Source organism: Variovorax sp. V213 (assembly GCF_041154455.1).
GTDB lineage: Bacteria > Pseudomonadota > Gammaproteobacteria > Burkholderiales > Burkholderiaceae_C > Variovorax.
Map to the genome: position 1 here is coordinate 1,394,015 of NZ_AP028664.1, position 23,693 is coordinate 1,417,707.

Here is a 23,693-nt window from a genome sequence, read left to right on the forward strand (position 1 = left end):
TCATTGTAGTTACAATGAAAACATGAACACCGCTCTGAAGCCTCAGCTGAGGCCCCAAGGATGTACCAATTTCCGCCTGCGCCGGCTCTCCCGGCTGGCGTCGCGCCTCTATGACGCGCACGTTGCGCCCAGCGGGCTCAAGACCACGCAGTATTCACTGCTCTCGCACGTGCTGCATTTTGGGCCGCTGCGCCCGGTCGACCTGGCGCGCGAGATGAACGTCGACGCCTCGACGCTCACGCGCAATCTCAAGCCTCTGCTGGCGGCGGGCTTCCTGGTGCAGACCGAGGGTCCCGATGCGCGCAGCCGCATGCTGGCGATCACCGACGCAGGCCGCGCTAAGCGAGCCGAGGCGCAGCGCCTGTGGCACGGCGCGCAGCTGGCGCTCAACGACATCCTCGGCACGGAGCGCGTGCTGGCGCTGCATGCCCTTCTCGATGAGAGCCTGGAGCTGCTGCAGCGCGCAGGGCTGGGCGATGGACAGCCCGAAGACCAAACAGGAGCCCGCGATGAATGAAACCTCTTTTCGGCGCCATGCGCTCTGGCTCGTGCTGCTGGCAGCCGCGGGCGCTTTTGCGCTCACGATGGGCGTGCGCCAGACGATGGGGCTGTTCCTCTCGGCGCTCAACACTTCGACCGCGCTCGGCATCGGCAGCATCAGCCTCGCGTTCGCGTTCGGGCAGCTCTGGTGGGGACTCACCCAACCTTTTGCGGGCGCCGTGGCCGACCGCATCGGAACGGGCCGCGTGGTGTTCATCGGCGTGCTGCTGGTGGCCGTCGGCACGCTCATCACGCCGCTCATGACGAGCACGGCAGGCCTGATCTTCGCCATCGGCGTGCTCGCGGCCGGCGGCGCCGGCATGGCGGGCCCTTCGGTGCTAATGGCCGCGACCACGCGCCTTGTGCCGGCGAACAAGCGAGGCCTGGCCACCGGCTTGGTGAATGCCGGCGGTTCCTTCGGACAATTCGCGATGGCGCCGATCGCCGTTGGCCTGACGGCGGCCGTGGGCTGGGCCGGCGCCATGCAGTGGCTCGGCGTGCTGGTGTTGCTGGCGCTGCCGGCCGCATGGGTGCTCAAGGGCAATTCGAACGCAATGGCCGCGGCGTCGGCGGCCGCATCGGGCACAAAGCCGCTGAGTGCGGGCCAAGCCATCGGCCAGGCGCTCGCGACGCCCAGCTTCCGCTACCTGAGCCTGGGCTTCCTGGTCTGTGGTTTTCACGTCGCCTTCTTGGCCACGCACCTGCCCGGCGTCGTTGCGGCCTGCGGGCTGCCGGCGGAAGTCGGCGGCTGGGCGCTCGCAATGATCGGGCTCTTCAACATCGTCGGCAGCCTTGCGATAGGCTGGGCCGTGGGGCGCTGGCGCATGAAGTCGCTGCTATCGCTGGTCTATGCCACGCGCGCCATCGCCGTGCTGGTGTTCCTGCTGGCGCCGAAGACGACCTTGGTCATGCTGGTGTTCGCCGCCGTGATGGGTGTGACCTTCCTGTCGACCGTGCCGCCGACCGCCGGCCTGGTCGCCAAGATGTTCGGGCCGGCCAACATGGCGATGCTGTTCGGCATCGTGATGCTGGCGCACCAGATCGGCGGCTTCCTGGGCGCGTTCCTGGGCGGCTATGTTTTCCAGGCCACTGGCAACTACGACATCGTCTGGTACATCGACATTGCGTTTGCGGCCGGCGCCGCGCTGGTGCATCTGCCGATCCGCGAAGCGCGGCTCGTGCGTTCGAAGCTGGCGGCGGCATGACCGTGGACCACGGTGCACAGCACGGAGGTCAATGAATGAGCCAAGAACTGGATCCGCGCACGCGCCGCATGCTCGAAGCGCCCATCGTGCCCACGCTGTTGCGCCTGGCCGCACCCAATGTGCTCGTGATGATAGCGCAGGCCTCCGTGGGGCTCATCGAAACCTACTTCGTCGGCAAGCTGGGCACCAACGCGCTGGCGGGCATGGCACTGGTGTTCCCCATCGTCATGCTGATGCAGATGACCTCGAGCGGCGCCATGGGCGGCGGTATCGCCTCTTCGATCGCGCGTGCGCTGGGTGCGCGCCGCCGCGGCGATGCCGATGCGCTGGTGTGGCACGCGGTGGTCATCGCGCTCGGGTTCGGCCTGTGCTTTTCGCTCGCGCTGCTGCTCGGCGGACGCCGGCTGTACGGCATCATGGGCGGCACCGGCGCGGCATTGGACGCGGCCCTGACCTATTCGAACTGGGTGTTCGCGGGCGCGGTGCTGGTGTGGCTCTTCAACTCGCTCTCGGCCGTCATCCGCGGCACCGGCAACATGTCGGTGCCGGCGAACGTGACGGTGATCGGCGTGCTGTTCCTCATCCCGGCGTCCCCGCTCCTGATCTTCGGCTGGGGCCCGCTGCCGGGCATGGGCATCGCGGGCGGCGCGATGGCGCTGCTGCTGTACTACCTGTTGGGCTCGGCGGCGCTCATCGTCTATCTGCGGTCGCCGCGCAGCCTGCTGCGCCCCACGCTCGCGGCGCTGAAGCTGCGCTGGCCGCTGTTCCGCGAGATCCTGCGCGTCGGCCTCGTGGCCGCTGTGGCGACCGTGGCCACCAACCTGTCGATCGGCACGGCCACCGCACTGACCGGCCATTTCGGGCCGGGTGCATTGGCGGGATATGGCACCGCGTCGCGGCTCGAATATCTGCTGGTGCCGCTGGTGTTCGGCCTGGGCGCGCCGCTCGTCGCAATGGTCGGCACCTGCATGGGGGCCGGCCAGCGCGAGCGCGCGCTGCGCGCCACCTGGGCCGGCGCGGCCGTGGCCTTCGTGCTCACTGAAAGCATCGGCGTGGCGGCGGCGTTGTTTCCGCGGCCCTGGCTGCTGCTGTTCGGGAACGACCCCGCCATGCTCGAAACCGGCACGCACTACCTGCGGCTGGTGGGGCCGCTCTATGGCTTCTTCGGCGTCGGGCTGGTGCTGTATTTCGCCTCGCAAGGGGCCGGGCGCCTGCTGTGGCCGGTGATCGGCAACATCGCGCGTCTTTCCGTGGCGGGCATTGGCGGCTGGCTCGCCTTTCGCTGGGGCGGCGGGCTGACCGGCGTCTTTGCGGCGCAGGGCGTGGCGCTGGTGGTGTACGGCGTCGTCATCGCGTCGGCGATTGCCGGCGGCGCATGGTTCGGCCGCGTGGGCTGGCCGCGCACGCCCACAGGGCTGCTGCGGCGCGTGGCGCAAGCCTGAGCGGACTTGCTTCTTCTTCTGCGAGCTATGCGGCGGCGTGTGCCGCTGCATAGGCGTGGGGCGAGGCCGCCCAGTCCGCAGAATCAGTAGCGGTAGGGATTCTCGGGCCGGCGATCGTAGCGGTTGGGCACGCCGTCACCGTCATCGTCCCTGCGGCCGTAGCGGCGCTCTTCCCAGCGGCGATGCCGATGCTCATAGCGGTCGTGATCGTGATAGCGCGGGCCGTAGTAGTGGTGCGGCGGGGGCGGTGCCACGTAGTACTGGTGGCGCGGCGGCGGAGGAGGTGCTGGCACCACATACACCTGGGTCTGGATGAAGCGGCCGCCGGTCTGTGCCTGGGCCGGTGCGCTGAGTGCCGCCAGCGACAGCAGTGCCGCGGCGCCGAATGCGAGAGTGAGCTTTTTCATGGCAACTCCAATGGAGTGGTTGGAAGCCCTATCGTCGTGGCTCCATGTGAACGTCGTGTAAGGCTGGAGCGAAATCGGATGAAGAGCTGTAAGCCGCTGCGCGGCCAGTACAAGACGCCACGGCCATCCTAGGCGCCCCAATTCCGACGAGAAACCGGCCGAACGGACGTCAGCCGTGTGGCGGGGGCAGCATGCGCCGGAGCGCCTCGAAGAACAGGTCGGATTGCTCGCGTTCGCCCTGGATCTGCGCCGCGGCATGCGCAGCCAGCTTCGCATCGACCGGGACCAGCGGTCGCCCGGTCGATTGCGCGATCACCTGGTGCAGGCTGGCGCGTTCCAGATAGTAGAGATCGTCGTAGGCATGCGCAACGGTGGCGCCCGCCACGATCACGCCGTGGTTGGCCAGGAAAGCCACGTCCTTTCCTTCCATGGCGCGCGCGATGCGCTCGCCCTCGGCATCGTCGAGGGCCAGGCCGTTGTAGACCGCGTCGATCGCAATGCGGTTCATGTAGCGCATGGCGTTCTGGCTCAGCGTGGGATCGAGCGCGCGATCGGCCGTGAGCGTGAGCGCGGTGGCGTAGGGCATGTGGCAGTGCAGAACGACCGCATGGCCGGTCAGCCGGTGCACCGCGCCGTGGATGAAAAGGGCGGTCGGTTCCACCCTGTGGCGGCCGGCAAGCACTTCGCCGCGCACGTCGATCAGCACGATGTCGTCGGGGCCAATCTCGCTCCAGTGCAGGCCGCGCGGGTTGATCAGGTAGCGGTCTTGCGCGCCGGGGAGCACCACGCTGAAGTGGTTGCAGACGCCTTCCGAGAGGCCATGGTGGGCGGCCGCGCGCAATGCGAGCGAAAGGTCTTCGCGCAACTTGCGCACGGCAGGGCTGGCGTAGTCTGAATCTGCGGACATCGACGGGGCCTCGTGGATGTGGAAAGAAGAACGGCGAAGAAGGGGGGTCAGGCGTGGATTGCGCCCGTGCAGGCGGAGGCGAATCTCTGGGCATCGGCACGCACGTCAGACGCCGGCTTGCCGGGCTTGTAGAGCGCCGAGCCGATGCCGAAACCCGATGCGCCGGCCGCGCGCCATTCGGCCATGTTGGTGGGCGTGATGCCGCCCACGGGCATCAGCGGCGTGCCGGCAGGCAGCACCGCAAGCAATGCCTTCACCACCGCGGGCGATGCCAGCTCGGCCGGAAACAGCTTGAGCCCGGTCGCGCCCGCGGCCAGTGCGCCGAAGGCTTCGGTCGGTGTCATCACGCCGGGCAGGCAGACCATGCCGAGCCGCACGGCTTCGGCGACCGCCTCGGCGTTGAAGTTGGGCGACACGATCAGTTCGCCGCCGGCCGAATGCACATAGCGCACCTGCTGCACGTCGAGCACCGTGCCGGCGCCCACCAGGGCCTCGGGAAAGCGCGTGCGCATCAGCGTGATGCTGGCGTAGGGCTTGGGCGAATTGAGCGGCACTTCGAGCAGCCGGAAGCCGGACTCGACGATGGCGTCGCCCACGTCGGCGGCCTCGGGCGGCGTGAGCCCGCGCAGGATGGCGACCAGCGGCAGCTCGCGCATCGCGGCCTTGAATTTTTCTTGGGGAGTCATCATGGGGGAGTTCTGTCTGCGTCGAGAAAACCGGACAGCGCATGCAGCCCGGCCCAGGTGGCTTCGGCGCCCATCGTGCGCGTGGCGATGCCGGTGGCGCGCAGCGCCAGCGTGTAGCGCTGCGTGAGCGCAGGGGAGCCGATCAGCACCACTTCGCCGGAGGCGTGCAGCGATTGCGTGCGCAGTTCTTCTCCGATCAGGAGGCCCGAGAGGTAGCTGGCGAGTTCCTGCGTGGGCATGCGTTCGAACAGCGCCAGCGTGCGCGCGCCGAAGGCGTTGTGCAGCAGGCCCTGGCCGTTGTCGGCCCGCGCGACGCCCTCCACGAAGGCGGCCTCGTCCAGCGGCGCATCGACATCGAGGGTGCGCGCAAGAATCGAGTGCTGGCTCAGCAACGCATAGAACTCCCCGGTCATGAAGGTGCGAAAGCCCTTGACGCGGCCCTTCTTGACCGTGGCCCACTTGTTGTGCGTACCCGGCAGCACGAAGACGCCTTCGTCGACATCCATGAGCGCCATGGCGCCGAAGATCTGGACCTCTTCGCCGCGCATGACATCGGGAACCCCGTCGTGCTCGTCGCGCAGGCCCGGCACGATGGAAATGCGCGAACCCGGCAGCACGTCGATGTCGATGATCTGGCGGCCCACTTCGACGCGGCCCGCGGGGCAGGCGCAATACGGCGCCTCGACCCATCCCTGCTTGCTGCCGGCCATGCCGGAGATCAGGCAGCGCGTGCCCGCTGGCTGCATCCAGTCGGCGAACAGCGACTCGAACACCGCGGGAAAGCCGCCCGCCGGCACCTTGAGAATGCCGCGCGCATCGCTGCGCTCCTCGAGCACCGCGCCGCCGGCATCGAGCAGCGCGCCGCGCAGGGAGCTCGTGCCCCAGTCGACTGCCACCAATCTGCTCATATCAATGCGACTCCACGGGCAAGCCAGGGAAAGCGCCCAACGTCAGTGATTGTCCCTTGGAACGAAGGCGCCGCGCCGGCCGCGCAGGAAGGCCAGGTCGGCGCCCTGGTCGGCCTGCAGCACGGTGTCGACATAGAGCTTCCAGTAGCCGGAATCGAGCGGCGCCTTGGGGGCGACCCATTTCTCCAGGCGGCGCGCGAGTTCTTCGTCGCTCACGTGCAGGTGCAGCCTGCGGTTGGGCACGTCGAGCTCGACGATGTCGCCGTCTTGCACCAGCGCCAGCGGCCCACCGGCGGCAGCCTCGGGCGCGGTGTGCAGCACCACGGTGCCGTAGGCGGTGCCGCTCATGCGCGCGTCGCTGATGCGGACCATGTCGGTGATGCCCTTGCGCAGCACCTTCGGCGGCAACGGCATGTTGCCCGACTCGGCCATGCCCGGGTAGCCGCGCGGGCCGCAGTTCTTCAGCACCATGACGCAGTGCTCGTCGATGTCGAGGTTCTCGTCGTCGATGCGCTTGTGCAGGTCGTCGGCGCTTTCGAACACCACCGCGCGGCCCTTGTGCACCAGCAGTTCCGGCGTCGCGGCACTGGGCTTGATGATGGCGCCGTTGGGCGCGAGGTTGCCGCGCAGCACGCAGATGCCGGCCTTCTCCTTGAAGGGCTCGGCCAGCGGGCGTATCACCTGCGGGTTGTAGTTTTCGGCGTCCTTCACGTTGTCCCACAGCGTCTGGCCGTTGGCCGTGATGACGTCCTTGTGCAGGTACTGCGCGATCTCCTTGATGACCACCGGCAGGCCGCCCGCGTAGCAGAAGTCTTCCATCAGGAAGCGGCCGGAGGGCTGCAGGTCGACCAGGCAGGGCAGGTCGGAGGCCAGCCGGTCGAAGTCGTCGAGTGTGAGGTCGACGCCGATGCGCCCCGCGATGGCCAGCAGGTGGATGACGAGGTTGGTGGAGCCGCCGATGGCCGCGTTCACCTTGATGGCGTTCTCGATCGCCTCGCGTGTGAGGATCTTCGACATATGGAGGTCCTCATGGACCATGTCGACGATGCGCCGGCCGGCCATGCGCGCCAGCACGTTGCGCCGCCCGTCCACGGCCGGATACGCCGCATTGCCGGGCAGGCCGATGCCGAGCGATTCGACCATGCTGGCCATGGTGCTCGCGGTGCCCATCGTCATGCAGTGGCCATGGCTGCGGTGCATGCAGCTTTCGGCTTCGAAGAAGTCTTGCAGCTTGAGCGTGCCGGCACGCACCTGCTCGCTCATCTGCCACACGCCGGTGCCCGAGCCCAGTTCCTGGCCGCGCCATTTGCCAGAGAGCATCGGACCGCCCGACACGCCAATGGTCGGCAGATCGACGCTGGCCGCGCCCATCATGAGCGCGGGCGTGGTCTTGTCGCAGCCCATGAGCAGCACCACCCCGTCGAGCGGATTGCCGCGAATGCTTTCTTCCACGTCCATGCTCGCGAGGTTGCGATACAGCATGGCGGTGGGGCGCAGCAGCGTTTCGCCGAGCGACATCACCGGGAACTCGAGCGGAAAACCTCCGGCTTCGTAGACGCCGATCTTGACCTGCTCGGCCAGTGTGCGGAAGTGCGAGTTGCAGGGCGTGAGCTCGCTGAAGGTGTTGCAGATGCCGATGACGGGGCGCCCGTCGAACTGGTCGTGCGGCACGCCCTTGCCCTTCACCCAGCTTCGGTAGATGAAACCGTCTCGGTCATTGCGGCCGAACCATTGCTGGCTGCGCAGTTCACTGGCTTTTTTCTTGGGGGAAGTGCTCATCGGTTGTCTCCGTTTACGACCGCTTACAGCCCCAAACCTCAGGGTTTGTCCTGCCGATCGGCCATTTCAATCATCATATGATAAGTGCGAAGAACCTGCCGGACCCTTAGTGTTTTCGAGCGTCGGCATATCAAATTTCACATCACGCACATGATCAAGAACATCCACGGTCGCACGCTCGAGCTGCTCGGCGAAGCTGTCGTGGCCGGCCGTTATGCGATCGGTGCGTCGATCCCGGCCGAACCCATTCTGGGCGAAGAGCTCGGCGTGAGCCGCACGGTGGTGCGAGAGGCCATCAAGTCGCTCGCGGCCAAGGGCCTGATCGTGACCGGGCCGAAGGTGGGCACGCGGGTGCTGCCGCAGGACAAGTGGAACTGGTTTGACCCGGATGTCATCACCTGGCAGTCGCGCGCCGGGCTCACGCCCGAGTTCCTGCGCGATCTGCAGGACTTGCGGCGCGTGGTCGAGCCGGCGGCCGTGCGCCTCGCGGCCGAACGCGCCAGCCCGGAGGACATCGAAGAGATAGAGCGCGCCTACGCCGGCATGAAAGAGGCCGTGGAGAACGGCGGCGACTACGTCACCTTCGACCTGCGCTTTCACAACGGCCTGCTGAACGCGGCGCGCAACCGCATGCTGGCGCAGATGAGCAAGGCGCTCAACGCGCTGCTGCGCACCAGTTTCGAGATCTCGACCGCCAAGCCCGACGGTCCCGCGCTTTCGCTGCCGCTGCACCGCGCGGTGCTCGACGCGGTGATTGCGCGCGATCCGGCCAAGGCCGAGCGTGCGGTCATCCGCCTCATCGACGGCGCGCGGCAGGACATCGACGACGTGCTCGGTTCGCGCCGGCGGCTGCCGCGGCTCAGCCGGCCACCGCCTCGGCTCAAGGCGAGCTAGCCGCTCGGTGCAGGTTGCAACGGATTTTTCACCACGCTCGTGTTTCGAGCATTTCCACCGAAGAAGAGGAGACACCATGAAAGTCGTGAAATCGCTGATAGCGCCGACGTTATTCGCACTGGGATTGTTGGCGGCGGCAGGCCCCGCTGCCGCGCAGGAAAAGCTCACCGTCTGGTGGGTCAAGGGCTTCTACAAGGCCGAGGACGATGCGCTGTTCGCCGCGATCAAGAAGTTCGAGGACAAGAACAAGAACGTGAAGATCGAACTGTCGCAGTACCCGATCCAGGACATGATCCCCAAGACCGTGTCCGCGCTCGACTCGGGCAGCCCGCCCGACGTGGCGTACGCCGACGTGTACGACTTCCAGGTCACGGGCAAGTGGGCCTATGACGGCAAGCTCGAAGACCTCAGCAGCGTGCTCGCGCCCATGAAGGACCGCTTCGCGCCCAACACGCTGGAGACCACGTACCTCTACAACGAGCAGAGCAAGGCCAAGGCCTACTACGCCTTCCCGATCAAGCAGCAGACGATGCACGTCGAGTACTGGCTCGACATGCTCACCGAGGCCGGGCTCAAGGAAACCGACATTCCCACCACTTGGAAGGACTACTGGACCTTCTGGTGCGAGAAGGCGCAAACCGCCAGCCGCCAGAAGAGCGGCAAGCGCACCTTCGGCATCGGCATGCCCATGGGCGTGGACTCGAGTGACTCGTTCTATTCGTTCCTGACCTTCATGGACGCGCACAACGTCAAGCTGGTGGACGACAACGGCAAGTTGCTGGTCGACGACCCGAAGGTTCGCACCGGCCTGATCGGCGCGCTGACCGACTACACCACGCCCTACACCAAGGGCTGCACGCCGCCCTCGTCGACGAGCTGGAAGGACCCGGACAACAACGTCGCGTTCCACAACAAGACGACACTGATGACGCACAACGCGACCATCTCCATCGCCGCCAAGTGGCTCGACGATTCGAACAACGCGTCGCTCACGCCGGAGCAGCGCGAGGAAGCGCGCAAGAACTACACCGAGCGCATCCGCACGGCAGGTTTCCCGAGCAAGCCTGACGGCAGCAAGATGGTCTACCGCACCGCGGTGAAGACCGGCGTGGTGTTCAAGGACGCCAAGAACAAGGCCCGTGCCAAGGAGTTCGTCGCCTTCCTGCTGCAGGAAGAAAACCTCACGCCGTACGTCGAGGGTTCGCTGGGCCGCTGGTTCCCGGTGACCAAGGCCGCGCAGCAGCGCGACTTCTGGAAGGCTGATCCGCACCGCCTCTCGGTCTTCAACCAATACGCCGCCGGCACCGTGACCTTCGAGTTCACCAAGAACTACAAGTTCACCGTGCTCAACAACGAGAACGTCTGGGCCAAGGCCATGAGCCGCGTCGTCACCGACAAGGTGCCGGTGGACAAGGCGGTGGACGAGATGATCGCGCGCATCAAGACGGTCGCGGCGCAGTAAGCCGTATTCGGAACCACTTTCACCGGGCTGACTCGCATGAGCTCCACTGCCACCGCCGCGCCATCCCTGGCGCCTGTCGTCAATCTCGGGGCGCGGCACGCGCGCTGGCAGTTCTGGGGCGCGGTCATGGTCGTGCCCTACCTGCTGGTGTTCGTGGTATTCGTGCTCTATCCGGTGGGGTACGGGCTGTGGCTCGCGCGCCATCCGCAAAGCTACGTCAAGCTGGTCGAAGATCCGATCTTCTTCCGCTCGGTGATCAACACGGCCATCTTCCTGGTCGTGGCGATCAACATCAAGATGCTCGTGGCCCTCGTGCTCTCGGGCTTCTTCGTGACATCGCGATGGTGGATCAAGATCGTCTCGGCGATCTTCATCCTGCCATGGGCGATGCCGTCGATTCCCACCATCCTGTCGATCCGCTTCATGCTCAACCCCGAGTGGGGCGTGATCAACAGCACCATCTTCCGCCTGACCGGCGCGGACGGTCCCAATTGGCTCAACGATCCCACTCTTGCGCTGGCCTTCGCGATGGTGGTGCATGTATGGAAGTCGCTGCCGTTCTGGACGCTGATCCTGGTGGCGGGCCGGCTGGCCATTCCCACCGAACAGTATGAAGCCGCTTCGGTCGACGGCGCCTCCTCGTGGCAGAAGTTCCGCTTCGTGAGCTGGCCTGCGCTGAAGACGCTCTACGTCACCTCCCTCATTCTTTCGATGATCTGGACGCTGGGCGACTTCAACAGCGTCTACCTGCTGACCGGCGGCGGACCTGCCGACTTGACGCACGTGCTCGCAACCTTGGGCATCCGCTATCTGCGGCTCGACCAGGTCGATCTGTCGATGGCTTCCATCGTGGTGGCATTGCCTCTCGTGCTGCCCCTTGTGTACTTCATGATGAAGAGGCTCTCGAAATGAGCCCCCACGCTCACCACTTCGTGTGTTCGCTGCCCCCCGCGGGGGCGCTCGCCCCCCTAGAGGCGGCTCGTCGGAGGACGATATGAAACGCTGGACCCCCAAGGCCATAGCGACCGAGGCCAAGCTGTTGCTCATCGGCATTCCGGTGCTGCTGTGGACGCTGATCCCGGTCTACCACATGGTGCTCTTCGCCATCTCGTCGAAGGACTCCGCGACCTCGGGCCACCTGTGGCCCAAGAATGCGACGCTGGACAACTTCCGCATCGTGTTCCAGCAGAAGCATTTCTACCTTGACCACTTCTGGCTGCAGCTCTGGAATTCGCTGCTGATCGCGCTGTCGGTCGGCGCGCTCACGCTGTTCGTCGCGACCACGGCCGCGTTCGCGATCAGCCGGCTGCGCGTCCGGGGCGGGCGCACGGTGATGAATCTGGCGCTCTTCACCTACTTCATTCCCGCGGCCTTCCTCGCGGTGCCGATGTACAAGACCATGGGCAACTATGGCCTGCTCAACAGCCAGTGGGCACTGATCCTCGCGATGGTGACCATCGCCTCGCCGTACTGCATCTGGGTGCTGAAGCAGGCGTCGGACAAGCTGCCCTACGAGCTCGACGAGGCCGCGCGCATGGACGGCGCCTCGCCGCTGCAGCTGTTCCGCCTGGTGTACCTGCCGCTGATGGTGCCGTCGCTGGTGGCGGTGGGCACCTATTCGCTGCTGCTGGCGTGGAACGAATACCTCTACGCCTTCCTGCTGCTGTCCAACGACAGGAGCGTGACGCTGGCGGTGGCGCTCGGCAACTTCCTCTCGGCCGACGATTCGCCGTGGGAGCTGCTGATGGCCACCGGCCTCATCTACGCATTGCCGCCTGCGGCGATCTATTACGCCTTCAAGCGCTACATGGTGGGCGGGCTCACCGCTGGTGCCGTCAAGAGTTGAGCGAACCCTGGGAATAAAAATGGCTTCCGTATCCTTTCGCAATATCCAGAAATCCTTCGGCAAGGTCCAGATCATCCAGGGCCTGAGCTTCGACATCACCGACGGCGAGTTCGTGGTGCTGGTCGGGCCTTCGGGCTGCGGCAAGTCGACCTTGCTGCGCATGCTCGCGGGCCTCGAAGACATCAGCGGCGGCGAGATCATGATCGACAGCCGCGTGGTCAACGACCTCGAGTCGAAGGACCGCGACATCGCCATGGTGTTCCAGAGCTATGCGCTCTATCCGCACATGACGGTGGGCGAGAACATGGGCTTCAGCCTGCGACTGCGCAACGCCGAGAAGTCGGTGACCGACGAGCGCGTGTCGCGGGCCGCGAAGATCCTCAATCTCGATGCACTGCTCGGACGCTATCCGCGCGAGCTGTCGGGCGGCCAGCGCCAGCGCGTGGCCATGGGACGCGCCATCGTGCGCGACCCGAAGGTGTTTTTGTTCGACGAGCCGCTCTCCAACCTCGACGCCAAGCTGCGCGTGGCGATGCGCGCCGAGATCAAGGCGCTGCACCAGCGCCTGAAGACCACCACCGTCTACGTGACGCACGACCAGATCGAGGCCATGACCATGGCCGATCGCATCGTGGTGATGCACGACGGCATCGTCGAGCAGATCGGCACGCCGCTCGACCTGTACGACCGCCCCGACAACCTGTTCGTCGCGCAGTTCATCGGCTCGCCGTCGATGAACGTGATCGAAGGCACCGTGCGGCGCTCGGGCGCTGAATGCTACGTCGAGGCGCATGGCGCGCGCTGGCCCGTGCCCCCGGGCACCTCGGCACCCGACGGCCAGCCGGTGCACTACGGCATCCGCCCCGGCGACATCACACTCGGCGGCGGCAGCGGCGTCAATGCGCAGGTGATCGTGGTCGAGCCCACGGGCGCCGAGACCGAACTGCTGGTGCAGGTGGGCGAGGCAAAGCTGGTGCTGGCGGTGCATGGCCGCGTCGACGCGCTGCCCGACCAGACCGTGGGCCTGGCAATCGATGCCGACCGCGTGCATCTGTTCGATCGCCAGAGCGGCCGGCGCATGCCCTGAGCTTTCGGCTTTCGGCTCAGTCCGTGCGCAGCCGGAGCAGGGCGCGCACAAAGCCGTGGTCCGAGCGCGAGCGGTCGCGCCCTTCGTGCAGGTGGTCGTTGAAATAGTCGACCCTGCGCACGTCGCCCAGGCTGTTGCGGCTCGTGGTCACGAACTCTTCGCTCACGAAGATCTGGTCGAGCACGGCCGGAAAGCCCTGGTGGATGTGCGAGTAGGCCACGTCTTTCTTGAGCGCCGATTCGCCCTGCATCTCGTAGGCGTTGAAAAGCGCCACGTCGCGCGCGGCCTTGTCGTAGGCCACTTCGGAGGTGGCGGCCACCAGTTGCGTGGTGACGCTGTGCGGGTCGTCGTTGAAGTCGCCCATCACCACCAGCGGCGTGTTCGTGCCCTGCAGCAGATCGAGCACGATGCAGCGCAGGGCAGCTGCCTCGGCGCCGCGCATGACGAGCGAGCGCAGCGACGCCATCACGCCGACTTTCCGGTCCTCGCGGTCTTCCAAGGCATTGCCTTGCGCATCCTGCAGGAACTTGGGCCGCTTCGACTTGAGGTGCACCGTGAGCACGTGCACTTGCTGCCCGTGCTTCATGCGCAGCGTGACCAGAAGCGGCGGGCGCTCGAAGCGCGAATGCGGGCCGAGGCCCGGCACCTCGACCCCGAAGCCAGGCGGAAAGTCGACAAACGATTGCACGCGGTCCACCTGCAGCCGCGTGGCAATGCCGACCCGCGGCGTGCCCTCTGCGCCGTTGTGCGGCGGCGTGTTCTCGGCACCGGGCACCGCGACGAAGTCGTAGCGCAAGCCGCTGCGCGCAATGGCGGCTTTCAGCGCGCTTTCGTCCCAGACTTCCTGCACCGCGAGCACGTCGGCATTGAGTGCACGAAAGCGCTCGCCGGTCCAGTCGATCTTGCGCTCGTATTCGCGTTCGTCGTACGGGTCCTGGTTCTCGTAGTACACGCGGTGCGGGTTCGCGAGATTCAGCAGGTTGCAGGTGGCGACGAAGAGCGTGGCGTAGTTGGGCGGGATGTATTGCATGACTCGCGATTGTGTCCGGGCGGCGTGCAGCACGGAATGATGCCTTGGCACGCATCGACGAAAAGGCTTCGATGCCGTTGTGTTGCACGGTGGGACGACCCGGAAAAAAACAAAAGGGCACCGAAGTGCCCTTGTTCATTTGCGGGTAGGTGCTCTACCCGTGGTGTCGCTCAGCGACCGAACGAGCGGCCACCGCCGCCACCGCCGGAACGGTTGCCGCCGCCGCCGTAGCCACCACCGCCACCCGAACGGCCACCGCCGCCCGAACGGTTGCCGCCGTAGCCGCCACCACCACCGCCGCCGGGACGTCCGCGTCCGCGGCCGCCACCCATGTGGTCGACGCTCGTGCGCAACGGATCCGGCTGGCCGTCGCCGCCTGCGACCGCTTCGGCGCGCAGGTGTGCCACCTGGTTGGCTTGCGTCGGGCTGTGGCTGTTGCCGTGATGGCGCGGCTGGCGCTCATCGTGCGGCAGGTGATTTTGCTGATGATGCTGGGGCGCATGGTGCGGCGTGCGTGCCGGGCCTTGCGGTCCGCGGCCTTGGGCCGGGCGGGCGCCCTGGCCACGCGGGCCCTGGCCCTGGCCGCCGCCATTGGCATTGCGGCCTTGACCGCCACCGCCCTGGCCGCCACCACGGCGTTGACCGCCGCCGTTGCCGCCGCCGCCGCCAGCGCGTTCACCGCCCTGGCCGGCCTTGTTCTCGCGAATGCGTTGCAGCATCTCGGTGCGGGCAGCCTTGGCGGCCGCCTGCATCACGTCGCGGCTCGGCGGACGGCCGGCGCCGCCCCAGATCGTCTGGCGACCCATGGCGATCGGTTCGGCGCGTTCGCCGTCTTCAGGGCCGAAGCCCTCGACGAACTGCACCGGAATCGTCTGCTTCGTGAAGCGTTCGATTTCCTGCATGAAGCCTTCTTCGTCCAGGCAGACGAAGCTCACGGCTTCGCCGCTCGAGCCGGCGCGGCCGGTGCGGCCGATGCGGTGCACGTAGTCTTCGCTGACGTTCGGGATTTCGTAGTTCACGACGTGCGGCAGCTCGTCGATGTCGATGCCGCGGGCCGCGATGTCGGTGGCCACCAGCGCGCGGATGTCGCCGCTCTTGAAGCCGGCCAGCGCCTGCGTACGCGCGCTCTGGCTCTTGTTGCCGTGCAGCGCCATCGCCTGGATGCCGTTCTTGGTCAGGAATTCGGCCACGCTGTTGGCGCCGAACTTGGTGCGCGTGAACACGAGCACCTGGCTCCACTTGTTCTCGTTGATGATGTGCGCGAGCAGTGCCTTCTTCTTGCCGCGGCCCACGGGGTGGATCACCTGGGTGATGCGCTGCACCGTGGTGTTGCGCGGCGTGACCTGGATGCTCTGCGGGTTCTTGAGCAGCGTGGCCGCGAGGTCGCGGATTTCGTCGCTGAAGGTGGCCGAGAACAGCAGGCTCTGCTTTTCCCTGGGCACCAGGGCGAGGATCTTCTTCACGTCGTGGATGAAGCCCATGTCGAGCATGCGGTCGGCTTCGTCCAGGATCAGCATCTGGACCTGGCTCAGGTCGAGCATGCCTTGCTGCTGCAGGTCGAGCAGGCGGCCGGGGGTGGCCACGAGAATGTCGACGCCCTTCTTGAGCTTGCTGATCTGCGGATTCATGCCCACGCCGCCGAAGATCACGGTGGAGTCGAGCTCCAGGTACTTGCCGTAGGTGCGGACCGACTCTTCGACCTGGGCCGCGAGTTCGCGCGTGGGCGTGAGCACCAGGGCACGGATGCCGATGCCGCCGAACTTGTTGGTGGCGCTCGCGCCCGTGCTGAGCTTGTGCAGCATCGGCAGCGTGAAGGCGGCCGTCTTGCCGGTGCCGGTCTGGGCACCGCCGAGCAGGTCGTGGCCTTCGAGAACCGCGGGAATGGCTTGCGCCTGGATGGGGGTGGGGGTGTCGTAACCGTGCTCGTGCACAGCCTTCAAGATGGCGGGAGCCAGCTTCAGTTCGTCAAAATTCATTGGAAACAATAAGCGCCATACACGGCGCAGTGGCATCGGCCCGCTTGGCGTTTTTGGCAACGCCGAGCCAGTCAAGGCAGATGAAGGTCAGGGGTGGGAGCCGGAAAGTCCGCCCTCGCAAAAGGGTTGAAAAGGGCTTTCTTCGTCCCCGGCAGAGAGCCGGTGTTGCGGGCAACTGGACCCGGCAACGGTGGCTATTGTCGCATGAGTCGATAATCTGTGGTTTGCCGCGCCCGAATGATTCATTCGGCGCCCGCGCTTTTCCCCCAATTTCCGCTACCCAAGGTAACTATCCAGAGATGGCTCAATACGTCTATTCGATGAACCGTGTCAGCAAGACCGTGCCGCCCAAGCGGCAGCTCTTGAAAGACATTTCGCTCTCTTTCTTCCCCGGCGCCAAGATCGGCGTGCTCGGCCTGAACGGCTCGGGCAAGTCCACGCTGCTCAAGATCATGGCGGGTGTGGACAAGGAGTTCGAGGGCGAGGCGCTGCCCATGCCGGGGATGACGATCGGCTATCTGGAGCAGGAACCCAAGCTCAACACCGAGCACACGGTGCGCGAATCGGTCGAAGAGTCCATGGGCGCGGTGTTTGCGGCCAAGGCGCGCCTCGAAGAGGTGTACATCGCCTATGGTGCCGAAGACGCCGACTTCGACGCGCTGGCGGCCGAGCAGGCCCAGCTCGAAGCCATCATCGCCACCGCCGGCACCGATTCCGAACATCAACTGGAAATCGCCGCCGACGCATTGCGCCTTCCGCCGTGGGACGCGAAGATCGGCCTGCTGTCAGGCGGCGAAAAGCGGCGCGTGGCGCTGTGCCGCCTCTTGCTGTCCAAGCCCGACATGCTGCTGCTCGATGAGCCGACCAACCACCTGGACGCCGAATCGGTGGAGTGGCTCGAAGTGTTCCTGCAGCGCTTCACGGGCACCGTGGTGGCCATCACCCACGATCGCTACTTCCTCGACAACGCGGCCGAGTGGATCCTGGAAATGGACCGCGGTCGCGGCATTCCCTGGAAGGGCAACTACAGCACCTGGCTCGAGCAGAAGGGCGAACGCCTGGCGCAGGAACAGAAGAGCGAAGAGGCCCACGCCAAGGCGCTGAAGAAGGAACTGGAGTGGTCGCGCCAGAACCCGAAGGCACGCCAGGCCAAGAGCAAATCCCGCCTGGCCCGCTTCGAAGAGCTGAGCGACATGGAATACCAGAAGCGCAACGAGACGCAGGAGATCTTCATTCCGGTGGCGGAGCGGCTGGGTCAGCAGGTGTTCGAGTTCCACGGCGTCAGCAAGTCCTTCGGCGACCGCATGCTGATCGACAATCTGAGCTTCACCGTGCCGCCGGGCGCGATCGTCGGCATCATCGGCCCGAACGGCGCCGGCAAGTCGACGCTCTTCAAGCTGCTCGCGGGCAAGGAAAAGCCGGATTCGGGCGAGGTCATCATCGGCCAGACCGTGAAGATGGCCTTCGTCGACCAGCACCGCGACGAACTCGCCAACAACAAGACCGTGTGGGAAGACATCTCGAACGGCCTGGACATCATCAATGTCGGCAAGTTCCAGATGGCGAGCCGCGCGTATGCGGGCCGCTTCAACTTCAATGGCGCGGACCAGCAGAAGAAGGTCGGCACGCTGTCGGGCGGCGAGCGCGGCCGGCTGCACCTGGCCAAGACGCTGATCGCGGGCGGCAACGTGCTGCTGCTGGACGAACCGTCGAACGACCTCGACGTGGAAACGCTGCGTGCGCTCGAAGACGCGCTGCTCGAGTTCGCCGGCACCGTCATGGTCATCAGCCACGACCGCTGGTTCCTCGACCGCATTGCCACGCACATCCTCGCCGCCGAAGGCGACAGCCAATGGACCTTCTTCGACGGCAACTACCAGGAGTACGAAGCCGACAAGAAGAAGCGCCTGGGCGAAGAAGGCGCCAAGCCGAAACGCATGCGCTACAAGGCCCTCAAGTAAGCCTGAACCGGTTCTTCCGGAACGCGAACGGCGCGCCGACCCTTGGAGGGCGGCGCGCTTTTTTCATGGGCGGCAGGCCGGCGTTTCAACGCGCCCGCACCAGCCGAAAGGCCGCATTCGCCCCCCATGTGGCGACCAGCAGGTTCCCGTCGGGTGTGCGGACGAGTCCGACCGGGCTGGACAGGCCGTCCGCCACCACGACGCGGCCTCCTTCGCGGTCGATGCGGCTGACTGTCGTGCCGCCGTAGTCGACCACATAGGCGGCTGCACCCTCCGGATCCGCGACGATGCCGGGGCCTGGGCTGCGCAGCCCGCCGTGGATGTTTCGCGCGCGTCCATCCTGTCCGACCAGCGAGATGCCGCCTGCGATGTTGCTGACCATCAGCTCGCCGCCCGCCAGTTCGACCGCGCCGACGGTGTTTGCAGTCCCTGCGCGGCGACTTCGATCCTGCCGTCGGGATGCGCGGCGAGGATCTGATTGGTTCGTCGGTTGGCGATCAGCAATCGGCCCTTGCGATCGAAGCTCAGGCCCGCCGGCGTTGCCAGGCCGCGCACGAACACGCTCTGCCTGCCGTCGGGCGTGAAGCGCCACACCAGGTCTTGGCTGTAGGACGCGACGAAGATGTCGCCGGAAGCGCCGATCGCCAGCCCGCTGGGGCCGTTCAGGCCCGATGCGAACACCGAGCGGGCCCCATCTGGCGCAAAGCGCAGGACGGTCCCGGCCGACCAGTTGGCGACATAGAGATGGCCGGCTGCGTCGTAGGCCATGCCGACCGGTGAGGAGAGGTCGTCATGCACGGCGCGTTTCTCCACCGTCCAGCTCGGCAAGGCGGGCGAGGCGGGCGCATTCATCGCAGCCGCAAGCAGCGCCAGGCCGAGCAGCGGCAGGCGGATGCGAAAACTGCGGTGCTTCATGCGGGCTCTCCCTGCGGGGCGTCCGCGGCAAACACCTCGCGCGCCGCCGTCAGGCCGTTGAGTGCTGCCGGAAAGCCCGCGTACACGGCCATCTGCATGATGACCTCGACGATTTCGGTGCGCGTGACGCCGACATTGAGCGCGCCCTGGATATGCACCTTGAGCTGCGGTGCCGCATTGCCCATGGCCGTGAGCGCGGCAACCACCGCGATCTCGCGTGAACGCAGGTCGAGGCCGGGGCGCGAGTAGATGTCGCCGAACGGGAACTCGATCAGGAGGCGGGCGAAATCGGGGGCGATGCCGGCCAGGCTTTCGACGACCTTGATGCCGCCTTCACCGTCGATTTGCTGCAGCCTGGCCAGCCCGCGCTCGTAGCGCAGGTTGTCGTTGCCGTCTTGGCTTGCTTGTGTGTTGATCATCGCTCGTCTTCCTTTCCGGGGCAGTGCCCGGTGACGAGGGACGCTTCTTGTCGATGGCACGGTAGTGCTCGATCTTCAGCGAAAGCGCGTGCATGGATTGCTGCAGCGCCACCACTTTGGCCTGGACCTCGGCAAGATGCTGTTCGAGCATCTTGCGCCGCTCCCCGACACTGGCGTCCCCCTGGCTTCGAAGCCTGGCGAAGGCCTGCATGCCCTGGATGGGCATGCCGGTTTCGCGCAGGCGCAACAGGAAGGCCAACCAGTCCATGTCGGCTCGCGCGTAACGGCGCTGGCCACCCGGTGCCCGGGGCACTGCGGCGATCAGTCCGATGCGCTCGTAGTAACGCAGCGTGTGGGCCGTGAGGCCGGTGCGCTGCGCGACTTCCGCAATGGTCAAGCTGGCTTCCATGGCGGGAATTCTCGAAGTTGGAGCGCGCTCCAAGTCAAGCGCTTTCTGTGGCTTCTGTCGGCAGCGGCGTTCGAGGCGCGAAATCGCCCGGCTGCGGCCAGCGCATCTGCACGCGCTTTTGCACCGCGTGGATGTTGTTGCGCAGCGCATAGAGCTCGTCGGCATACGACAGCGGAACGGCCACCTTGTTCACCACGCGGTCGAGCTCGTCGAGTTCGTCGAGCAACTCGTCGCGCCCGCCCTGCCGTGCATCGACCTTGGCCTCGATGTCGCGCAGCCGCGCATACCAGCGGAACACACGCCGCCGCACGCGGAACTGGTAGAGCGGCGGCACCACGCGGCTCAGCGGCAGCATCAGCACCAGCAGGCCACCGAGTACCAGCCACATGCGCTCGATCAGATTGCTGGCCCAGAACGGCAGGTAGCGCTGCCAGAACGGCGGCGTGCCGTTGATTGCGCGGTCGCCCTCGGGGCTCACGGGCAGTTCGCTGGTGCGCGTGTTGGGGAAGTCGCGCGCGCGGTTGAACCAGCCGGCGTCGCTGTGCACGCCTTGCGCGGCTTGCGCAAAGAGCTGCCGCAGTGCCGGGTGCGTCTCGTCGCGTGAGAGCAGCGAGGTGGTGGCCGCGAGCAGCGACACGTCGGAGGGCGGCAGGTCCCGCGACAGATCGACCACGCCGCGCGGCAGCGTGACCGCCGAGAGGAACGGGAAGCGCCGCGTATAGGCATCGGCCTGGCCGAAGTTCATCAGCCTGATGTCAGGAGCACGCAGCAGGCGCTGCACCTGCGGCGACTGCGGCGCGGAGGCCAGCACGATGGCGTCGAGCAGCCCGGCCTGGAGCGCTTCGGCCGCGGCCGCCTGCTCGAGGTTGGAAAGCTGCAGCGCGTTGGAGTCCAGGTGGTTGGCCTTGAAGAGCCTTTCCATGATCTCGGGCAGGCCGCTGCCCGCCAGGTCGACGTTCACGCGCAAGCCGCGCAGCTGGGCGAGCGAGGTCAGGGTGCTTGTCTTGCGGTCGATCTTCTGCGCGCTGTCGGCGCGGTAGAAGAGCCAGATCGGTTCGAAGAACAGGCTGCCGAGGGAGGTGAGGCCGGCTTCCTCGTCGGACACCGGGTCGGCGCTGCCGCCGCGCACGAAGCCCACGTCGGCGCCGCCGCTGCGAAGCAGTTCCAGGTTCTCGGACGATCCCGTGGTGGCCTTGAGCTCCACCTCGATGCCGCTGCTCTTGAGCAGCTCGGCATAGCGCTTGCCGAACTGCGAATAGGCGCTGCCGGTGGGGCCGGTGGCCAGCGTCACATGCTTGGGCGGCTGCGGCTGCAGCCACCAGTAGGCGGCAATCAGCAGACCGATCACGAGGAACACGATCGGGCCCGCCGAGGCGATCAGGTCGCGGATCGACAGCAGGATCAGCTTCAGCGTCTTGGGCATGGACATGGGGATCAATTCAAGCTTTGGTTGCGGCGAGGTCGGACGCGCACGGCACGTGCAGCTCGCCCACGGTGACGGAACGCGCCGCCAGCACCGCGCGCAAGGTGGCGCGCGCCACCACTTCGGCGGCCATGGTGCCGAGCACGGTCATGCCCGGGGCATCGCCCTCGAGCGGCACCTGGCCCGTGGCCAACGCAAAGAGCGTGTCGCCGTCGCTCATCGTGTGCACCGGATTGATGGCGCGCGCAAGGCCGTCGTGTGCCACGCTGGCGAGGCGGTTGGCCTGCACCTTCGTCAATACCGCGTCGGTCGCGATCACGCCCAGCGTGGTGTTGGTGCCCGCAAGCAGGGGCTTGGGCGGCTCCCCGCGCAGCAGGGCGCGGCGGGTGTCGAGCAGTGCAAGCCCGTCTTCGGTGCGCGCACCGGCCACCGGCTGCGCGGTGTCGGGGTCGATCACGTCGCCCAGCGCGTTGACCGCGATCAGCGCGCCCACCGTCACGCCGCCCACGGTGACCGAAGCCGTGCCGATGCCGCCCTTCATGGCGCGATGCACGCCGAAGAGCTTGCCCACGAGCGCACCGCTGCCGGCGCCCACGTTGCCTTCGGCCGGGGCTGCATTGCTTGCCGCGTCGCAGGCCGCATAGCCGGCTGCGGCGTCGGGGCGGATGCGCGCATCGCCCACGGGCAGGTCGAACAGCACGGCGGCCGGCACGATGGGCAGGATGCCGAAGCGCACGTCCATGCCGATGTTCCGCTCCTCGAGCCAGCGCATCGCGCCCTCGGCCGCGGCCAGGCCCCAGGCGCTGCCACCTGCCAGCATGATGCCGTGCACCTGCTGCACCAGGTTGCCGGGCGAGAGCAGGTCGGTTTCGCGCGTGCCGGGCGCGGCGCCGCGCACGTCGACGCCGGCCACGGCGCCTTCGCGCGCAAGGATCACGGTGCAGCCAGTGGGCCTGCGCGTGTCGGAAAAATGGCCGACTTCGATGCCGGCGACATCGGTAATGGCGCCTGAAGACGGCGAAGGAGAAGAGAAGGCAGAAGACGGAGCGGGCATGGCGGCCGATTATGGGACCGCGCCCTCTACGATAGGCCCCATGACAGTTGCAAGAAGTTTCTCTGCGGGCGGCACCGGACGCCACGCGGTCGTGATCGGCGCGGGTGCCGTGGGCAGCGCAACCGCCATCGAGGCCTTGCGCGCCGGCCTGCGCGTGACGGTGGTGGAGCCCGGCGAGCCGGGCGGCCCGCAGGCCACGAGCTACGGCAATGCGGGTTGGTTGTCGTCGCATTCCGTGGTGCCGCCCGCGCTGCCCGGTGCCTGGCGCAAGGTGCCCGGCTGGCTGGCCGATCCGCTGGGGCCGCTTGCGCTGCGCTGGCGCTATCTGCCGAGGGCCTTGCCCTGGCTGCTGCGCTACCTGGCCTCGGGCTGGACCGAAGCGCGCGTGCAGCGCACGGCCGACGCACTGCGCACGCTGCTTGCCGATGCGCCGGCCCTGCATGCCCGGCTGGCCGCCGAGGCCGGCGTGCCGCAACTCATCGAGCAGCGCGGGCTGCTGCATGCCTACCGCTCGCGCGAGGAGTTCGAAGGCGACGCACTCGGCTGGCGCGTGCGCCGGCGCACCGGCGTGCAGTGGGACGAATGGCCGGAGCCGGAACTTCGGCAGCGCGAGCCCGATCTCGACGCGCGCTACACGCTCGGCATCTTCGTGCCCGAGGCCGGCCACTGCCGCAACCCTGGCGCCTATGTGGCCGCGCTGGCGCGCCATGCGCTGGAGGCCGGTGCGCAGCGCGTGGCGGCGCGCGCCACGGGCTTTCGCATCGAAGGCGGACGGCTGCGCGCGGTGCAGACGGAGGCCGGCGAGATCGCCTGCGACGCTGCCGCCATCTGCACCGGCGCGCGCTCGGCCCCTCTCGCCGCTGCGGCCGGCTCTGCGGTGCCGCTCGAATCGGAGCGCGGCTACCACGTGGTGGTCGAAGGCGCTGCGGTGGGGCCGCGCACGCCGACGATGGTGGCCGACGGCAAGCTCATCGCGCACTGGATGGACGGCGGCCTGCGCGCGGCCGGCCAGGTCGAGATCGGCGGGCTCGAGGCCGCGCCGGACTGGCGGCGTGCCGAGATCCTGCACCGCCATCTGCAATCGATGTTTCCAGGCCTGGCCGGCCAGGCGCCGGATGCGGTGGCGGTGAAGCATTGGCTCGGCCACCGGCCCAGCCTGCCCGATGGGCTGCCCTGCATCGGCGCGGCCGCGGCCAGCGCGGACATCGTGCTGGCCTTCGGGCACGGCCATGTCGGCCTGTGCGGCTCGGCGCGCACCGGCAGGCTTGCGGCGCAATTGCTCGCGGGCAGCACGCCCGATACGGCGCTTGCCCCGTTCGATCCCGGCCGCTTCAGCTGACCGG

Annotated in this window: 23 protein-coding genes; 10 read left to right on the plus strand and 13 right to left on the minus strand. The window is 67.1% G+C overall.

Annotated features, from left to right (window positions below; genetic code table 11):
* Positions 1 to 22 precede the first annotated feature (22 nt).
* The 3 genes from ACAM55_RS06740 to ACAM55_RS06750 are packed head-to-tail and all read left to right on the plus strand — an operon-like array spanning position 23 to position 3,187.
* Entirely contained in the window at positions 23 to 517 is a 495-nt protein-coding gene (locus tag ACAM55_RS06740) for a MarR family winged helix-turn-helix transcriptional regulator (RefSeq protein ID WP_369655267.1), read from the plus strand.
* On the plus strand, positions 510 to 1,745 hold the full coding sequence (locus ACAM55_RS06745) for an MFS transporter (protein ID WP_369655268.1): 1,236 nt from the start codon (positions 510 to 512) through the stop codon (positions 1,743 to 1,745). Before ACAM55_RS06740 ends, ACAM55_RS06745 begins: the two co-directional genes overlap by 8 nt.
* A 35-nt stretch (positions 1,746 to 1,780) precedes the next feature.
* Positions 1,781 to 3,187, plus strand: coding sequence for an MATE family efflux transporter (locus tag ACAM55_RS06750; RefSeq protein ID WP_369655269.1), 1,407 nt, complete (start codon positions 1,781 to 1,783; stop codon positions 3,185 to 3,187).
* 83 nt (positions 3,188 to 3,270) lie between these two features.
* On the opposite strand, the gene ACAM55_RS06755 is transcribed toward ACAM55_RS06750, so the two are convergent.
* The 5 genes from ACAM55_RS06755 to ACAM55_RS06775 all read right to left on the minus strand — a co-directional run bounded on the left by ACAM55_RS06755 (position 3,271) and on the right by ACAM55_RS06775 (position 7,874).
* The gene (locus ACAM55_RS06755; protein ID WP_369655270.1) at positions 3,271 to 3,594 is read right to left on the minus strand and encodes a hypothetical protein; all 324 of its coding nucleotides are present in this window, start codon (positions 3,592 to 3,594) and stop codon (positions 3,271 to 3,273) included.
* Between the two features lie 169 nt (positions 3,595 to 3,763).
* On the minus strand, positions 3,764 to 4,501 hold the full coding sequence (locus ACAM55_RS06760) for an aldolase (protein ID WP_369655271.1): 738 nt from the start codon (positions 4,499 to 4,501) through the stop codon (positions 3,764 to 3,766).
* Positions 4,502 to 4,548: 47 nt separating this feature from the next.
* Positions 4,549 to 5,190 (minus strand): 2-dehydro-3-deoxy-6-phosphogalactonate aldolase, encoded by a 642-nt coding sequence (locus ACAM55_RS06765; protein WP_369655272.1) that lies wholly within the window; start codon positions 5,188 to 5,190, stop codon positions 4,549 to 4,551.
* Positions 5,187 to 6,095: a 2-dehydro-3-deoxygalactonokinase gene (locus tag ACAM55_RS06770; protein ID WP_369655273.1), complete on the minus strand. Its 909-nt coding sequence runs from the start codon at positions 6,093 to 6,095 to the stop codon at positions 5,187 to 5,189. Before ACAM55_RS06770 ends, ACAM55_RS06765 begins: the two co-directional genes overlap by 4 nt.
* 42 nt (positions 6,096 to 6,137) lie before the next feature.
* Positions 6,138 to 7,874: an IlvD/Edd family dehydratase gene (locus ACAM55_RS06775; RefSeq protein WP_369655274.1), complete on the minus strand. Its 1,737-nt coding sequence runs from the start codon at positions 7,872 to 7,874 to the stop codon at positions 6,138 to 6,140.
* 150 nt (positions 7,875 to 8,024) lie between these two features.
* Here ACAM55_RS06775 and ACAM55_RS06780 point away from each other — a divergent pair, with 150 nt between their 5' ends.
* The 5 genes from ACAM55_RS06780 to ACAM55_RS06800 all read left to right on the plus strand — a co-directional run bounded on the left by ACAM55_RS06780 (position 8,025) and on the right by ACAM55_RS06800 (position 13,163).
* Positions 8,025 to 8,768, plus strand: coding sequence for a FadR/GntR family transcriptional regulator (locus ACAM55_RS06780; RefSeq protein WP_369655275.1), 744 nt, complete (start codon positions 8,025 to 8,027; stop codon positions 8,766 to 8,768).
* A 76-nt stretch (positions 8,769 to 8,844) separates the two neighbouring features.
* Complete coding sequence (locus ACAM55_RS06785; RefSeq protein ID WP_369655276.1) at positions 8,845 to 10,230, plus strand: ABC transporter substrate-binding protein; 1,386 nt, start codon at positions 8,845 to 8,847, stop codon at positions 10,228 to 10,230.
* Positions 10,231 to 10,266: 36 nt separating this feature from the next.
* Positions 10,267 to 11,142 (plus strand): carbohydrate ABC transporter permease, encoded by an 876-nt coding sequence (locus ACAM55_RS06790; protein ID WP_369655277.1) that lies wholly within the window; start codon positions 10,267 to 10,269, stop codon positions 11,140 to 11,142.
* An 82-nt stretch (positions 11,143 to 11,224) separates the two neighbouring features.
* Positions 11,225 to 12,076, plus strand: coding sequence for a carbohydrate ABC transporter permease (locus ACAM55_RS06795; protein WP_369655278.1), 852 nt, complete (start codon positions 11,225 to 11,227; stop codon positions 12,074 to 12,076).
* Between the two features lie 19 nt (positions 12,077 to 12,095).
* Complete coding sequence (locus ACAM55_RS06800) at positions 12,096 to 13,163, plus strand: ABC transporter ATP-binding protein (RefSeq protein WP_369655279.1); 1,068 nt, start codon at positions 12,096 to 12,098, stop codon at positions 13,161 to 13,163.
* A gap of 16 nt (positions 13,164 to 13,179) precedes the next feature.
* Here ACAM55_RS06800 and ACAM55_RS06805 read toward each other — a convergent pair whose 3' ends face one another.
* Positions 13,180 to 14,193 (minus strand): endonuclease/exonuclease/phosphatase family protein, encoded by a 1,014-nt coding sequence (locus tag ACAM55_RS06805; protein WP_369655280.1) that lies wholly within the window; start codon positions 14,191 to 14,193, stop codon positions 13,180 to 13,182.
* A 170-nt stretch (positions 14,194 to 14,363) separates the two neighbouring features.
* On the minus strand, positions 14,364 to 16,169 hold the full coding sequence (locus ACAM55_RS06810) for a DEAD/DEAH box helicase (RefSeq protein WP_369655281.1): 1,806 nt from the start codon (positions 16,167 to 16,169) through the stop codon (positions 14,364 to 14,366).
* Positions 16,170 to 16,468: 299 nt separating this feature from the next.
* On the opposite strand from ACAM55_RS06810, the gene ettA reads away from it, so the two are divergent.
* Complete coding sequence (gene ettA / locus ACAM55_RS06815) at positions 16,469 to 18,130, plus strand: energy-dependent translational throttle protein EttA (protein ID WP_369655282.1); 1,662 nt, start codon at positions 16,469 to 16,471, stop codon at positions 18,128 to 18,130.
* 85 nt (positions 18,131 to 18,215) lie between these two features.
* Here the strand turns inward: ettA and ACAM55_RS06820 are convergent, their stop codons facing one another.
* The 6 genes from ACAM55_RS06820 to ACAM55_RS06845 are packed head-to-tail and all read right to left on the minus strand — an operon-like array spanning position 18,216 to position 22,350.
* The gene (locus ACAM55_RS06820) at positions 18,216 to 18,512 is read right to left on the minus strand and encodes a hypothetical protein (protein ID WP_369655283.1); all 297 of its coding nucleotides are present in this window, start codon (positions 18,510 to 18,512) and stop codon (positions 18,216 to 18,218) included.
* The gene (locus ACAM55_RS06825) at positions 18,512 to 19,045 is read right to left on the minus strand and encodes a hypothetical protein (protein WP_369655284.1); all 534 of its coding nucleotides are present in this window, start codon (positions 19,043 to 19,045) and stop codon (positions 18,512 to 18,514) included. Before ACAM55_RS06825 ends, ACAM55_RS06820 begins: the two co-directional genes overlap by 1 nt.
* Complete coding sequence (locus ACAM55_RS06830) at positions 19,042 to 19,464, minus strand: carboxymuconolactone decarboxylase family protein (RefSeq protein WP_369655285.1); 423 nt, start codon at positions 19,462 to 19,464, stop codon at positions 19,042 to 19,044. Before ACAM55_RS06830 ends, ACAM55_RS06825 begins: the two co-directional genes overlap by 4 nt.
* Entirely contained in the window at positions 19,379 to 19,873 is a 495-nt protein-coding gene (locus ACAM55_RS06835; protein ID WP_369655286.1) for a MerR family transcriptional regulator, read from the minus strand. Before ACAM55_RS06835 ends, ACAM55_RS06830 begins: the two co-directional genes overlap by 86 nt.
* A 34-nt stretch (positions 19,874 to 19,907) precedes the next feature.
* Positions 19,908 to 21,302 (minus strand): TAXI family TRAP transporter solute-binding subunit, encoded by a 1,395-nt coding sequence (locus ACAM55_RS06840; RefSeq protein ID WP_369655287.1) that lies wholly within the window; start codon positions 21,300 to 21,302, stop codon positions 19,908 to 19,910.
* Positions 21,303 to 21,312: 10 nt separating this feature from the next.
* Positions 21,313 to 22,350, minus strand: a complete 1,038-nt coding sequence (locus tag ACAM55_RS06845) for a P1 family peptidase (protein WP_369655288.1) — start codon at positions 22,348 to 22,350, stop codon at positions 21,313 to 21,315.
* A 40-nt stretch (positions 22,351 to 22,390) separates the two neighbouring features.
* On the opposite strand from ACAM55_RS06845, the gene ACAM55_RS06850 reads away from it, so the two are divergent.
* Positions 22,391 to 23,689 (plus strand): NAD(P)/FAD-dependent oxidoreductase, encoded by a 1,299-nt coding sequence (locus ACAM55_RS06850; RefSeq protein ID WP_369655289.1) that lies wholly within the window; start codon positions 22,391 to 22,393, stop codon positions 23,687 to 23,689.
* Positions 23,690 to 23,693: the final 4 nt, after the last annotated feature.

Excerpts from the sequence above, each read along its gene's own strand:
- ACAM55_RS06775 (WP_369655274.1), bottom strand. The coding sequence starts at position 7,874 with ATGAGCACTTCCCCCAAGAAAAAAGCCAGTGAACTGCGCAGCCAGCAA.
- ACAM55_RS06810 (WP_369655281.1), bottom strand. The coding sequence starts at position 16,169 with ATGAATTTTGACGAACTGAAGCTGGCTCCCGCCATCTTGAAGGCTGTG.
- ACAM55_RS06765 (WP_369655272.1), bottom strand. The coding sequence starts at position 5,190 with ATGATGACTCCCCAAGAAAAATTCAAGGCCGCGATGCGCGAGCTGCCG.
- ACAM55_RS06770 (WP_369655273.1), bottom strand. The coding sequence starts at position 6,095 with ATGAGCAGATTGGTGGCAGTCGACTGGGGCACGAGCTCCCTGCGCGGC.
- ACAM55_RS06750 (WP_369655269.1), top strand. The coding sequence starts at position 1,781 with ATGAGCCAAGAACTGGATCCGCGCACGCGCCGCATGCTCGAAGCGCCC.
- ACAM55_RS06820 (WP_369655283.1), bottom strand. The coding sequence starts at position 18,512 with ATGGTCAGCAACATCGCAGGCGGCATCTCGCTGGTCGGACAGGATGGA.
- ACAM55_RS06825 (WP_369655284.1), bottom strand. The coding sequence starts at position 19,045 with ATGAAGCACCGCAGTTTTCGCATCCGCCTGCCGCTGCTCGGCCTGGCG.
- ACAM55_RS06835 (WP_369655286.1), bottom strand. The coding sequence starts at position 19,873 with ATGGAAGCCAGCTTGACCATTGCGGAAGTCGCGCAGCGCACCGGCCTC.
- ACAM55_RS06840 (WP_369655287.1), bottom strand. The coding sequence starts at position 21,302 with ATGTCCATGCCCAAGACGCTGAAGCTGATCCTGCTGTCGATCCGCGAC.
- ACAM55_RS06760 (WP_369655271.1), bottom strand. The coding sequence starts at position 4,501 with ATGTCCGCAGATTCAGACTACGCCAGCCCTGCCGTGCGCAAGTTGCGC.
- ACAM55_RS06845 (WP_369655288.1), bottom strand. The coding sequence starts at position 22,350 with ATGCCCGCTCCGTCTTCTGCCTTCTCTTCTCCTTCGCCGTCTTCAGGC.
- ACAM55_RS06740 (WP_369655267.1), top strand. The coding sequence starts at position 23 with ATGAACACCGCTCTGAAGCCTCAGCTGAGGCCCCAAGGATGTACCAAT.
- ACAM55_RS06745 (WP_369655268.1), top strand. The coding sequence starts at position 510 with ATGAATGAAACCTCTTTTCGGCGCCATGCGCTCTGGCTCGTGCTGCTG.
- ACAM55_RS06800 (WP_369655279.1), top strand. The coding sequence starts at position 12,096 with ATGGCTTCCGTATCCTTTCGCAATATCCAGAAATCCTTCGGCAAGGTC.
- ACAM55_RS06790 (WP_369655277.1), top strand. The coding sequence starts at position 10,267 with ATGAGCTCCACTGCCACCGCCGCGCCATCCCTGGCGCCTGTCGTCAAT.
- ACAM55_RS06780 (WP_369655275.1), top strand. The coding sequence starts at position 8,025 with ATGATCAAGAACATCCACGGTCGCACGCTCGAGCTGCTCGGCGAAGCT.
- ACAM55_RS06805 (WP_369655280.1), bottom strand. The coding sequence starts at position 14,193 with ATGCAATACATCCCGCCCAACTACGCCACGCTCTTCGTCGCCACCTGC.
- ACAM55_RS06795 (WP_369655278.1), top strand. The coding sequence starts at position 11,225 with ATGAAACGCTGGACCCCCAAGGCCATAGCGACCGAGGCCAAGCTGTTG.
- ACAM55_RS06830 (WP_369655285.1), bottom strand. The coding sequence starts at position 19,464 with ATGATCAACACACAAGCAAGCCAAGACGGCAACGACAACCTGCGCTAC.
- ACAM55_RS06850 (WP_369655289.1), top strand. The coding sequence starts at position 22,391 with ATGACAGTTGCAAGAAGTTTCTCTGCGGGCGGCACCGGACGCCACGCG.
- ACAM55_RS06785 (WP_369655276.1), top strand. The coding sequence starts at position 8,845 with ATGAAAGTCGTGAAATCGCTGATAGCGCCGACGTTATTCGCACTGGGA.
- ettA (WP_369655282.1), top strand. The coding sequence starts at position 16,469 with ATGGCTCAATACGTCTATTCGATGAACCGTGTCAGCAAGACCGTGCCG.
- ACAM55_RS06755 (WP_369655270.1), bottom strand. The coding sequence starts at position 3,594 with ATGAAAAAGCTCACTCTCGCATTCGGCGCCGCGGCACTGCTGTCGCTG.